This window comes from Pseudomonas sp. LBUM920 (assembly GCF_003852315.1).
Lineage (GTDB): Bacteria > Pseudomonadota > Gammaproteobacteria > Pseudomonadales > Pseudomonadaceae > Aquipseudomonas.
In genome coordinates this window covers 2366853-2378541 of the sequence record NZ_CP027762.1, presented here as the reverse complement: position 1 = coordinate 2378541, position 11689 = coordinate 2366853, and the positions used below count along the sequence as shown (strand labels likewise).

The window sequence follows — 11689 nt, the reverse complement described above, 5'->3', positions numbered from 1 at the left end:
GTCTCGATGCCCGAGGGCGGTAAAAAATTTAAAGGAAAAAATCCAGGCGGAAATAGATCGGCGCTTCACGTTCTGTGATCGCAGCCGGTCGTTCCAAAGAGTGGGCGAAGGTCACCGTCGCCGCGACGTTCTTGCCGCGGGCAAACAGCTCCAGCGAGTTGCTGCTCATGCGCCCATGCTGTTCGGCGTTGTAGCGGCCGTGGCTGATCACGCCCTGGTCATAACCAAGGCTGGTGCCGTATTCGTTGAGCACCGGCTGCAGCCAGGCCCAGGTCACCGGGCGGCTCCAGCGCAGGTCGTTGCGCCAGTAGCCGCCGCTGTCGCCAGCGAGCATCTGGTCTTTGTAGCCGCGAATCGACGATTGCCCGCCGAGGCTCATGCGTTGTGGGCTGAATAACACGTCTTCACTGTGCTGGCCGGTCATCAAGCTGCTGAAGCTCAGCGACTCGCCCCACAGCTGAAATGGGTACAAGTAGCTCACCGTGGCGGTGTATTTGCGGTAGCGCGCATCGGCCTGACCGGGCTTGGGGTGATGATTGGCTTGGGCATCGAAGGCGCCGATGCCGTCTTGCATGCCCAGGTCGATGTTCAGGAATGAGCCGCCGATGCGGCGGCCATGGTTGATACCGAACTGGGCTTCGCTGAGGCGATTGCTGCTCAGCGCCAGCTTGCTGTCTTCGATGAAGTTGTTAGTGCGCAGGTAGGCCACGCCAGTGCTCAGGGAGGTTTTGCTCAGCGCGTCACGATGAATCACACGCTCCAGGCGCAGTTGGTGGTTTTGGCTGTCGCCGGTTTGCTTGAACGTGAAGTTATTCGCCTGGGCCTGGGAGCGGTACTCGCTTTCGGTGTAGCTGTAGGTGAGGTTCCACCAGCCAAACGGCAGGCTGTAATTGAGCATCGAATTGCGTGAAGTTTTCTGGTGGTCGCTCACCGCATCGTGGCCGCCGCGCAGCGAAAGTTGGTCGGCCAACCCCAACGGGTTGTCCCAATCCAGGCTCGCACCCCACTGTTGCTCGCCGGTGCTGCGCTGGCCGCCGTTATGGCGCGACAAGCCGACACGCCACGGTTTCTGCGGAGTGTTCTTGACCAGAACGTCGCTACCACCCACGGCCCTGCCCGGCGCCAGTTCCATCTGCGCCTGGTTCGACGGCAGGCGGTTGAGCTGGTCGACCATCTGCTCGATTTCGCGCAGGTTGAGTAACTCGCCGGACTTGCCTGGGAAGCTCATCGCCAACTGGCGGTCGGTGATGCCGCTGCCTTCGACGCCCTTCAAACTTTCGAGCTTGCCTTCGACTACCTGGATCCTGAGGTTGCCGCTGGAAAGGTCCTGCTGTGGCAGGTAGGCACGGCTGGTCACCAAGCCTCTGGCCAAGTAACGGTCGGTGATGACCTTGAGCACTTCATTAAGCTGCGGCACGCCCAGGCATTGGCCGATATAGGGCTTGATCAGCGCGTCACGCTCACCTTCGGACAGCGCATCGGCGCCGGCGAGTTCGATGATTTTGATCGGGAAGCAACGGGTATCCACAGGCGTGGTCGGCGTTGCAGGCGCGGCGGATTTGCCGGGCAGGTCTTTGAGTTCTTCGAGGCGCCGCTGCTGGTCTTCGAGCAGCCGGTCCTGGCGGTCGCGAATCAGGTCGGTGATGCCCGGGGTCGCCTGCGGGGGGGCAGCTTGTGCTAATCCGGCAACGCCCAGGCAAAAAAAAGCGGACAGCAGGCCAAGCCTTGTCCGACGTTCCAAACGCCACATGTCTAGATCCCTCTATATGGCACTGAGCCACTAATCGGCGGCGATAATAGGGTGGCGAAATGCTGGCGTCAATTAAATGTACCCATTTGTATCAGTCTTGATGCATTGATTCAGTGCGTATCACAGCTTACCGGGAGGCAGCGCTGTAGCTTTTTTGACACGGATATTGCTCAACAGAATTATAAGTCCATAATGGACAAATCAGTTTATCCGCGGAGATAGCCATGCCCAGCACGCCTCACGTGATCAACCAGGCCCAGGCCCACGAATTACTTGCGCAAATCGATGTGCCTCACATCCTGCGCAAGTTGTTCCGCGACCTGGCCGCAGGGCTTGCGGTACAGCCGGCGCAACAGTGGGTGGAGTTCCCTCAGGGTGCCGGCGACTTTATCAACTACCTGGGCGTGCTGGCCGAAGACGGGGTGTACGGGGTCAAGACCTCGCCCTACATCGTGCGCGAGCAAGGGCCGCTGGTGAGCGCATGGACGCTGTTGATGTCGATGCGCACCGGCCAGCCTCTGTTGCTTTGCGATGCCGCCGAACTGACCACCGCGCGCACCGCGGCTACCACTGCGCTGGCGGTGGACGCGCTGGCACCGGCAACCGCGCGGCGCCTGGCGATTATCGGCAGCGGCAAGGTTGCGCAGGCGCACGTGCGCTATGTGCAGAACCTGCGCGACTGGCAGCACATCAGCCTGTATTCGCCGCGCCTTGGCCGCGCGAATGCCGAGACCCTCGCCCACCTCAAGGGCCTGGACCCGCGCCTGACCCTCGCCACGAGCTGTGACGCCGCCCTGGAAGACGCCGACGTCATCCTGCTCTGCACCTCCTCGGCAACACCTGTGATCGACCCGACACGCTTGCGCAAACCCGCGCTGATCACCTCCATCAGCACCAACGCGCCGCGCGCCCATGAAGTGCCGGCCGAATGCCTCGAGCACATGCACGTGTTCTGCGACTATCGCCAGACCACCCCAGGCGCGGCCGGCGAAATGCTGATCGCCGGCGAACGGCACGGTTGGGACAAGCGCACCATCGTCGGCGACTTGCCTGAGTTGCTCAGCGACATGGCGCAGCGCCCGGACTACGACCGCCCTGTGTTTTTCCGCTCCATCGGCCTGGGCCTGGAAGACATTGCACTGGCCAATGCCCTGTATCAGATCCAGCGCTAACCGCCTTTTGAGGAGACGTTCATGAACTCTGCAGACTTCATCATTATCGGCGGCGGCATTGCTGGCGCCTCTACCGGTTTCTGGCTGTCGCAGCACAGCAAGGTGCTGGTACTGGAGCGCGAAAACCACCCGGCCTATCACTCCACCGGGCGCTCGGCAGCCCTCTACACCGCCGCCTATGGCACCCCGCAAGTGCGCGCGCTGACCCTGGCGAGCCGTGAATTTTTCGACAACCCGCCGCCTGGCTTTTGCGAACATCCATTGCTGACGCCCCGCGGAGAAATGACCGTGGATTTCACTGGCGACCCGGTGGAACTCAATAGCCAATACCTGAGCGCCAAGGCCACCGTGCCGCAAGTCGAGCAGCTGAGTGCCGACGAGGCTTGCGCACGCTTGCCAATCCTGCGGCGGGAAAAAGTCCACGGCGCAATCTTTGACCCTACCGCCAGCGACATCGACACCGACGCCCTGCACCAAGGCTATTTGCGCGGCATCCGTCGCCACCACGGCGACGTGCGCACCGACAGCCACGTACTGGGCTTGAGCCGAGACGCCGACGGCCTGTGGCATGTGCGCACCCAGGACGCGACCTTCACCGCCCCAGTCATCATCAACGCCGCCGGCGCCTGGGCTGATCATATCGGCGGGCTGGCCGGCGCGGCGTCCATCGGCCTGCAACCCAAGCGCCGCTCAGCGTTTATCTTCGCTGGGCCCGAGGGTGTGGACACCCACCACTGGCCGATGCTGGTGGCGCTGGACGAAGCCTTCTACATGAAACCCGACGCCGGGATGTTCCTGGGTTCACCGGCCAACGCCGACCCGGTCGAGCCACAGGATGTGCAGCCTGAGGAGCTGGACATCGCCATGGGCATTTACCAGATCGAAGAAGCCACCACCCTGACCATCCGCCGCCCGACCCGCACCTGGGCCGGGCTGCGCAGCTTTGTCCACGACGGTGATTTGCTTTCGGGGTTCGATCCGCAGGTTCCGGGGTTGTTCTGGGTAGCGGCGCAAGGCGGCTATGGTATCCAGACCTCACCGGCCATGGGCCAGGCGAGCGCGGCCCTGGTGCGCGGCAACCCGTTGCCGGAGGCACTGACGCGGTTCGGCCTGGACGCTGGTATGCTCTCGCCCGTCCGCCTGGAGCCGCATTGATGAACACCGCCGAGCAAGAAAAAGTCATGCAGAATTTTCGCGCGATCGCCGATGCGATCGCCACGCTGTTCTTCCCTCATGCCGAAGTGGTGCTGCATGACTTGCGCACGCAAAAGGTCGATTACATCGCCAACAACCTGTCCAAACGCGCTATCGGTGACGACTCGTCGCTGGAGGACATGCTCAGCGATGACGTCAGTGAAGTGAACATCGGTCCGTACGAAAAGCTCAACTGGGACGGTCAGAAAATCCGCAGCCTGAGCACCGTGCTGCACGACCACACCGGGCGCCGGCTTGCCGTGCTGTGCATCAACCTGAATATCTCGCTGTTCGAAAACGCGAAGGCGGCGCTGGACCTGTTTCTGTCGCCGAGCAAGCTGATCCCGCAGCCGGACTCGCTGTTTCGCGATGACTGGCAGGAACGGATCAACACCTTCCTGCATGCGTGGATGCGCGAACGCCAGTTGAGCCTGAATCTGCTGACACGCGACCACAAGCGCGAGCTGGTGTTGGCGCTGCATGCCGAAGGCGCGTTCAAGGGCAAGAGCGCGTCGAACTATGTGGCGAATGTGCTGGGCATGGGACGGGCGACGGTTTACAAACACCTCAAGGAATTGAAGGGCTGACCCGGCGCACGAGCCGGCGTGCCGGCCCCTGCGGGGAGTCGGTACGCCGGCTTGAAGGCGTCAGTCGCCGTAGATGTCGGACTTGAAATACTGCTGTGAAATCTTCTGGTACTCGCCATTGGCGCGGATACCGTCGATGGCCGCGTTCAACTCGCCGACCAGCTCGGTATTGCCTTTGCGTACCGCAATCCCGGCGCCCTCGCCCACGTATTTCGGGTCCTTGAGTTCAGGGCCGACAAAGGCATAGCCCTTGCCACGTGGCATCGACAGAAAGTCGCTCAGCGGGATGGTGTCGGCAAAGATCGCATCGAGGCGCCCCGACGCCAGGTCCATGTAGATTTCTTCGTTGTTGCTGTAACGCTTGACGTTGATGCCCTTGGGCTCGAAGACCTCGGTGGCATAACGGTCGGTGGTCGTGGCGCGCTGCACCCCAACGGTCTTGCCTTTGAGGCTGGCGTACTGGTCATCCACGGTTGCGCCGTCCTTCATCACCAGGCGTGAGGAGGTGAAATAGTACTTGTGGGTGAAGTCCACCGACTTTTTGCGGTCTTCATTGATGGTCATGGACGACAGGGCCATGTCGATTTTCTTCACTTTGAGGGAAGGAATCAGGCCGTCGAATTCACCCTCTACCCACACGCATTTGACGTTCATCTGCGCGCACAGGGCGTTGCCGATGTCATAGTCGAACCCGACGATCTTGCCATCCTGGGTCTTGGAAGCGAACGGTGGGTAGGCCGCCTCAATGCCGATGCGCAAGGTTTTTTCGGCCGCCAGCACATGGCTGGAAGCGAGCAGGCTGAAGGCCAGGGCGGTGATAAGCGTGTGTTTCTTCATGATTGGGTCTCGCAAGTTATTGTTGGTTTGGCAAGCGTGAAGAAATAAAGCCAGCGTTGACGCACGTTTTTGTACTTATAATTCCATACTGGACTTTTAAGTATGACTCGTCAATCCGCCTTCCCTTCAGGCAATAAACCGCCCGCCTCCATCGTTCCTAAACAAAACCTCCCATGAAAATGCACCTGGGTCGCGCACAATAACGCCGCGCGCTGCCACTGCATCTGGCCCTCAAGCCCGACCTGTTGCTGCTGGATGTACTGATGCGGCACGTGGATGGCTGGCAGGTACTGGCTGGTGAACGCACCGCTGATCAGTGGGCTGATCGTGGCGCAAATCATCATCGACCAGAGGCCTATGACCCTGCTGTTGCGTGTGGATCACGCGCGCGAACCGCTCAGCGAGGCACGGCAAAGCTGTCTGCAACCAGACGGTGACACAGGGCAAGACCCCAGCGTCTCAGGCCCGTCACGCTCACACCACAAGCAGCGCCTCATGCAGTTGAATGCACGGTGTAGCGCCCTCGCAACGCCGGCTGTCCAACCAGCCGCGCGTTTTGGCGATATCGAAGATCTGGCCGTTGTCCATCAATGCCAGGATCAGTTCGTCTGCCACCCGGTAACGTCCGCAGTCCGGGCAGTCGCGTTCTTCCCAGGGGCCGTCGCAGGAAACCCGTTCGGCCGCCCCCACACAAATGAGGCAATTCATCGCGATCACCGTTTTTATCGTTGTAAGCGGTGCAGTCCAGGCTGCTCGCGACAGCCCGGACCCTCCCAGGAACTACTGGCTTTCCTGTGACTTGCCTTCCTGCATCTGCACCGAGGATTTGCTACCGCTGGTGTTGTCCTTGGTGGTGTTGTTGGCGCTGTCAAAACAGCCGTGAAGCATCAACACACTGCACAGCCCCAAGCATCTGTATAACGTCTTCATCATCGTCTACCTGTTAGTGAGGTGGGTGAAAGCGCAAGGCCTTGCCAGGCGTCAGACCGGCGTACCTGGCTTGATGTCATAGGCTTTCTGCACCAGCTGCGCGCGCTTGCCCAGGCCTTCGTTGCTTTTGCGCGTCCAGGCCGAGTTCATCTGCTTGCGCTGCTGGTCAATGATTGCCTTGGGCTCAACGTTTCGATAGGTGTCGATAGCCCCGGTAATCACCCCGATAGTGGTCTCGAAGACCGGCTCCGGGTCGTATTGCTCGTGGGGAAAGGCCAGCTTGCTGTAGTCGAAAAGGCGCTCGGAAGGTTCGTCTTGCCAGGTCTTCCAGGTTTCGAACATGCGGTCATTGAAGCCTGTGAGAAACGGCCCCGGGTTGACGGTCGCCACCTCGATGCCAAACTCCTTGAGCTCAAGGCTCATCGACTCGGCGATGGCCTCCACGGCGTGCTTGGACGACGCGTAGGCGCCGGCGAAAGGGTCGGCGGTCAGGCCGGCAACGGATGACATGAAGACGACCTTGCCCTTTTTCTTCAAGACCATTTTTTTCACAATCAGCTGAGTCAGCATCAATGGGCCAATCACGTTGACCTCATACTGACGGCGCAAATGCTCAGCAGGAATGTCCACGGTCGCGCCGCCTTCAGAAATACCGGCGTTGTTGAGCAGCACGTCGACGTCCCATTCAGCAGCCCTCAACCGGTCGCCCTCGTGCGTGACATCGAGCTTCTCGATACGCAGGTTGACACCCCGGCGGCGGGCTTCCTGTTCCAGCGCATGCACCTGGGCCACGATCTCGACGCCGGCAATCACGTCGAGGCCTTTTTTGGCCAGCCTGAGGGCCACTTCATAGCCGAAACCCGTACCTGCGCCGGTCACTAGAATTGTCATGATTTGCTCCTGGGAATGATGGGGTAGCGGTGGCCGGACGAAGCCTGCTGTTCGTCCACACATGATTTATCTGGCCGGAGCGCAGCCGCGCTCGTTCAACTATTAGGCTCAATAGCTGACGAGTGGTTAGGACGTTACGCGGGTCAAAAAAACTGAATCATTCGTCCCAACCGCCCTCTTCCTAGTTAAAGGTCTGACAATTGAGGAAGCGGGTTTGAGTGATCTGGATTGGGTGCAGTGGCCAGCAATGCTGGTCACGGTTCTGGCGGCGTGGCTGATCGGCTCTCAGCGCCCCTCGCGCAGAATGGCGGGGTTCGTGTGCTTTTGTTTGAGCAATGTTCTGTGGGTTGTCTGGGGCGCTTACGCTGACGCCTATGCACTGATCGTGCTGCAGATCTGCCTGGGCTTGATGAACCTGCGCGGGTTTAAAAAGAACTTTCAGAATCAGTAAGGTGGGTCATTCAGAAGCCCGGTGGGTGCGCAGATTTTTCCGGAAGCCACGCGCGTTCATGCCCAGCAGCGTGCATTCGAGCACGATCAGCGCGTAGGCATTCGCGTGCCATCCCCAAGCCACCCATAAGGCGTTGCTGAGGATGAAGCCCCAGAACGCGAACATGCGCCGGCGAGGCCGTTGAGACCCGATGAACCAGGCCGAGATCACCGTCACGACCATCGCAGGCCATTGCACCCAGTCGATAAACACCCGAGGTCACCCGGCCCCGAGCGTGACGTTTGCACTCGCGCTGGGCTCGCTGACCACGTGGCCCGTGCCAGGCATGAGCGAAGCCAGGTATTCGCCGAACCCGCCCCGACATTTGTAATCACGGCGCGCACTGGTGATCACCGGGTTGGTGGCTGTCCACGCAATCCGCGCACCGGTCCTTTCCAGGTCAGCCACCAGGCGCACGTCCTCGTGAGCAACCAAATGCTGAAACCCACCGGCGTTGCGATAGGCGTCTGCACTCAGACCCAGGTTGGCGCCATGGATATGCCGATGGTTTTCGACAAACTGGTAGAGGGCGAGGTATCGAGAACGTGCGACTTCGTCGTACTCGCTCCAGCTGTCCACTTCGACCGTGCCACACACCGCGTCGGCGCCGAACGCGAGCTGACGCACCAGCCAATCCTGCGGCACGAGGGTATCGGCATCGGTGAAGGCCAGCCATTGGGCACCGGCCTCCAGTAGCTGCTCTGCGCCGACAGCCCTGGCCTGGCCGACGTTTCTAAAGCAGACATCAAGCGTTGCCACGCCCAGTGCGGTTGCCCGTTCACCCGTTTGGTCCGAGCAGTCGTCCAGCACTACGAGGACTTCGACGCGCTGGTTTTGCAACGCCGGGTGCGCAATGGCAAGCAGCACGGAAGCCAGGCAATCACTGATGTGCCTTTGCTCGTTATGGGCAGGTATCACAATCCCTATCATTGACGTTCCCTCTACCTGGCGAAGTGTCTCCAGCTATCGACACCTCGCTTATCGCGAAGGTTTAAAGTTTCTGGAACGTCCCTTGGCCCTGGCCGCTCAGATTGTTTATCGGCGCGCCACACTGGCGCTCTGGGGGCTTTGCTTCGTTATTAAGCGCAGGAGAACACGGCATGAAGAACGCGCATCCATCGGCAGGTACGTTCAAGACCTTGCTGCTCGACCGCAACGGCTGGGTGCCGAACAACCCGCGCTTGCCGGTGATCATTTACCCGAACGCCATCCGCGTAACCGGAAGTGATCCGGCTGCGCTGTTTGAGCAGACGTTTTTGGCACACGGCTGGCCGCCCCAATGGCGGGACGGGGTCTACGATTACCACCACTACCATTGCGAAGGGCATGAGGTGTTGGGCATCGCCTGTGGTGATGCACGCTTGATGCTCGGCGGGCCCAATGGCCACGTGGTGTCGGTGACGCAAGGCGACGTGCTGTTGCTTCCCGCCGGTACCGGTCACTGCAATCTCGGTTGCAGTGAAGACTTTCTGGTGGTTGGCGCCTACCCGCCCGGTCAGCACGCAGATATAGGCCGCGAGGCACCGAGCGACGCGCAACTGCAGCGCATTGCTGGCCTGGCGTTTCCACAGCAAGACCCGGTTCAGGGTGACGCAGGCGCTGTCTGCACACATTGGTCTGCCCAGCGCGCAACTATCGAATGAACAACAGGGTCGAAATCGACACTGTTGAATTCGCAGTCACTACAGAAGGTAGCCCGTTATGTCCTACGATTATCAAGGTATTGCCAGCGTCATTACTGCATCACGTCACCTGGGCACCCGCTCAGACGAACACCTGAACGAGTCGGTGAACATCCAGCTGACCAGCAGCGGCAAGCCGACGATTGCGCGCCTGAGCTTCGACAAGCCCCTGCAATGGCCCGGTCACCCCAACTTTGTCGCGGTCAACCTGCCGGATGGCGCCTCGATTGGCGGCGTCATTATGGAAATCGAAAGGGCGAATGACGGCCCAGGTTGGGTGACGTTTACCGTGGACGACTGACATGCGCGAGGGTCGCCGGCACGGTCATCGAATTGTCGGACAATTTTTTGAATCTTTTTTGACGCCAAATATCTGTACTTCATGAGCAACAGGAGGCCTCATGAAAGCGAGCGATCTATTTACCATCGAGTATCAGTTGCACGGCGTGCCGAAGTCTTTCATCGTTCGCGCGCCGCAGATGGACAACGCCCAGGCCTGGCACTGGGCCAGCTGCGACGCCGGCGTCGCAGTGATACCCAAATTTGGCCAGAACACGCTCAAGCGCGTTTCCAGGCCGATGGCCGAGCAATATGGAATTACTCACGTGCGCTGGAACAGCGCCGCAGAGATTCAATGGATGGAGGAACTTACGCAATGACTAGTCAAACCCTTCAATATTCCACGAGACATGCGTGGGATGACCAAATCGCGCACACCACCGAGATGTTTTTCGAGGCGGATCGACTCGAAGCGGCGGCCTACAACATCATCGAGTCCTACAGCGGTGACACGGCGACCTGGGCACGCTTCAGTCAGGCCAAGCAGACCGCCGACAGACAACGCGCCGCCGCGCATCAAGAATGGATGCGAATACAGCAGGCGATGCGCAACTAGTCAGCCGCCAGCCCTGTCACGGCAGGGCTGGCTTACTGGCCTTATGCACCCGACTCGGGATCCTTCGACGGTCCGCCGGGGGCAACCGCGCCCTGATTGACATCAGGCTTCCAGGGCCGGACGACATTCGGATCTTCTGACGTGTCACTTCGTTTCGGCGTCTCGGGGCGTACTTTCTGCCCGGCAGGTGCGCCTTCAGGTGGCTTTAAATGATCGCTCATGCAGCCGCCTCAATCGCTCACGTGCAGGACAACCTTGCCGTGCACATGCCCGTTGGCCAAAAAGTCCAATGCCTCTACTGCCGCCGCCAGCTCGAACTGCCTGGCGATATAGACCTGCACATTGCCGGCCTCGATCAACCCGGCAATCTCGGTCAACTCTTCGCCACGTGGCGCAGCCGTAAACCGCGTACCGGTCTTGCCCGTGGCCTGCGGATGATGGGCATCGGGCTGGGTCAGGGTCGACACCAGCCGCCCGCCCTCGCCCAGCACCTGCCATGAGTGCGATTGCGTATCGCCGCCAATCAAGTCGATGACCAGGTCAAAGTCCTTGCAGATGTCTTCGAAACGCTCGGTCTTGTAGTCAATCGCACGGTCCACGCCCAGCTCTCGCAAAAACGCCAGGCTGTCGGTGGAGGCCGTGGCGTAGACCTGGGCGCCCTTGACCTTGGCAAATTGAACGGCGAAGTGCCCCACACCGCCGGTGCCACCGTGGATCAAGACCTTTTGCCCCTGCTCGATGTGACCATGCTCCACCAACGCCTGCCAGGCGGTATGGCCTGCCAGCGGCACACCGGCGGCGACCGGCCAATCGAGCGCGGCCGGAATGCGCGCCAGATGCGCGGCAGGCACGCGGGCGTATTCGGCATAGCCGCCATCGGCGCCGATCATTGCAAAGACCCGGTCGCCCGGTTTGAAATCACTGACACCCTGCCCGACCTTCTCGACCACACCGGCCACTTCACGGCCCAGGGTCAACGGCAGTTTGTCCTGCTTGACCTCGGGGTATTGACCCTGGCGAATCTTGTAGTCCACCGGGTTGATACCCACAAAAAAATTCTTTACGAGCACTTCGCCCGTTTTCGGTTCCGGCACGTCGACATCGCGTAGCTGCATGACCTCGGGGCCGCCGAACTGCTCAATCCTGATTGCTTTCATGCCAAACACCTCATTGTCTTTTCAGAACATACAGGGGTGTGGAGGACTGTCGGCAACCTGGGGTTCAGTGGGTGTTGGGTTATGCAGACCAACGGTTCGGGCTG

Annotated in this window: 16 protein-coding genes; 8 read left to right on the top strand and 8 right to left on the bottom strand. The window is 60.4% G+C overall.

Going from position 1 to position 11689, the window contains the following annotated elements:
* Positions 1–28: 28 nt before the first annotated feature.
* A complete protein-coding gene (locus C4J83_RS11135) occupies positions 29–1750 on the bottom strand; it encodes a ShlB/FhaC/HecB family hemolysin secretion/activation protein (RefSeq protein ID WP_124417029.1) in 1722 nt (573 codons plus the stop codon).
* 224 nt (positions 1751–1974) lie between these two features.
* On the opposite strand from C4J83_RS11135, the gene C4J83_RS11130 reads away from it, so the two are divergent.
* Genes C4J83_RS11130 through C4J83_RS11120 form a run of 3 tightly spaced genes read left to right on the top strand, consistent with a single transcriptional unit; the run spans position 1975 to position 4703 of the window.
* Entirely contained in the window at positions 1975–2922 is a 948-nt protein-coding gene (locus C4J83_RS11130) for an ornithine cyclodeaminase family protein (protein ID WP_124417028.1), read from the top strand.
* A gap of 21 nt (positions 2923–2943) precedes the next feature.
* Positions 2944–4077: an NAD(P)/FAD-dependent oxidoreductase gene (locus tag C4J83_RS11125; protein ID WP_124417027.1), complete on the top strand. Its 1134-nt coding sequence runs from the start codon at positions 2944–2946 to the stop codon at positions 4075–4077.
* Positions 4077–4703 (top strand): helix-turn-helix transcriptional regulator, encoded by a 627-nt coding sequence (locus tag C4J83_RS11120; RefSeq protein WP_119735466.1) that lies wholly within the window; start codon positions 4077–4079, stop codon positions 4701–4703. The genes C4J83_RS11125 and C4J83_RS11120 overlap by 1 nt, the downstream gene beginning before the upstream one ends.
* Before the next feature lie 60 nt (positions 4704–4763).
* Here C4J83_RS11120 and C4J83_RS11115 read toward each other — a convergent pair whose 3' ends face one another.
* The 4 genes from C4J83_RS11115 to C4J83_RS11100 all read right to left on the bottom strand — a co-directional run bounded on the left by C4J83_RS11115 (position 4764) and on the right by C4J83_RS11100 (position 7361).
* On the bottom strand, positions 4764–5540 hold the full coding sequence (locus C4J83_RS11115; RefSeq protein ID WP_106580007.1) for an ABC transporter substrate-binding protein: 777 nt from the start codon (positions 5538–5540) through the stop codon (positions 4764–4766).
* Positions 5541–5650: 110 nt separating this feature from the next.
* A complete protein-coding gene (locus C4J83_RS31095; protein ID WP_177416148.1) occupies positions 5651–5884 on the bottom strand; it encodes a hypothetical protein in 234 nt (77 codons plus the stop codon).
* A 130-nt stretch (positions 5885–6014) separates the two neighbouring features.
* A complete protein-coding gene (locus tag C4J83_RS11105) occupies positions 6015–6248 on the bottom strand; it encodes a hypothetical protein (RefSeq protein ID WP_119735468.1) in 234 nt (77 codons plus the stop codon).
* A 273-nt stretch (positions 6249–6521) separates the two neighbouring features.
* Positions 6522–7361: an SDR family oxidoreductase gene (locus tag C4J83_RS11100; RefSeq protein WP_124417026.1), complete on the bottom strand. Its 840-nt coding sequence runs from the start codon at positions 7359–7361 to the stop codon at positions 6522–6524.
* Between the two features lie 214 nt (positions 7362–7575).
* Between C4J83_RS11100 and C4J83_RS11095 the strand changes: the two genes are divergently transcribed.
* On the top strand, positions 7576–7812 hold the full coding sequence (locus C4J83_RS11095; protein ID WP_106580003.1) for a hypothetical protein: 237 nt from the start codon (positions 7576–7578) through the stop codon (positions 7810–7812).
* Positions 7813–7818: 6 nt separating this feature from the next.
* Here the strand turns inward: C4J83_RS11095 and C4J83_RS11090 are convergent, their stop codons facing one another.
* Both C4J83_RS11090 and C4J83_RS11085 read right to left on the bottom strand, forming a co-directional pair.
* On the bottom strand, positions 7819–8034 hold the full coding sequence (locus C4J83_RS11090) for a hypothetical protein (protein WP_106580020.1): 216 nt from the start codon (positions 8032–8034) through the stop codon (positions 7819–7821).
* Between the two features lie 36 nt (positions 8035–8070).
* Positions 8071–8781 (bottom strand): glycosyltransferase family 2 protein, encoded by a 711-nt coding sequence (locus C4J83_RS11085; RefSeq protein WP_124417025.1) that lies wholly within the window; start codon positions 8779–8781, stop codon positions 8071–8073.
* A 170-nt stretch (positions 8782–8951) separates the two neighbouring features.
* On the opposite strand from C4J83_RS11085, the gene C4J83_RS11080 reads away from it, so the two are divergent.
* The 4 genes from C4J83_RS11080 (at position 8952) to C4J83_RS11065 (ending at position 10428) form a co-directional block, all read left to right on the top strand.
* Complete coding sequence (locus tag C4J83_RS11080) at positions 8952–9494, top strand: cupin (protein ID WP_177413653.1); 543 nt, start codon at positions 8952–8954, stop codon at positions 9492–9494.
* Positions 9495–9552: 58 nt separating this feature from the next.
* On the top strand, positions 9553–9834 hold the full coding sequence (locus tag C4J83_RS11075; RefSeq protein WP_106580001.1) for a hypothetical protein: 282 nt from the start codon (positions 9553–9555) through the stop codon (positions 9832–9834).
* A gap of 100 nt (positions 9835–9934) precedes the next feature.
* Positions 9935–10192 carry a DUF6555 family protein gene (locus C4J83_RS11070; protein ID WP_106580000.1) on the top strand — a complete coding sequence of 86 codons (258 nt, stop codon included), beginning with the start codon at positions 9935–9937 and terminating at the stop codon, positions 10190–10192.
* Positions 10189–10428 (top strand): hypothetical protein, encoded by a 240-nt coding sequence (locus C4J83_RS11065; protein WP_124417024.1) that lies wholly within the window; start codon positions 10189–10191, stop codon positions 10426–10428. The genes C4J83_RS11070 and C4J83_RS11065 overlap by 4 nt, the downstream gene beginning before the upstream one ends.
* A gap of 230 nt (positions 10429–10658) precedes the next feature.
* On the opposite strand, the gene C4J83_RS11060 is transcribed toward C4J83_RS11065, so the two are convergent.
* Complete coding sequence (locus C4J83_RS11060; protein ID WP_124417023.1) at positions 10659–11585, bottom strand: NADP-dependent oxidoreductase; 927 nt, start codon at positions 11583–11585, stop codon at positions 10659–10661.
* Between the last annotated feature and the right edge of the window lie 104 nt (positions 11586–11689).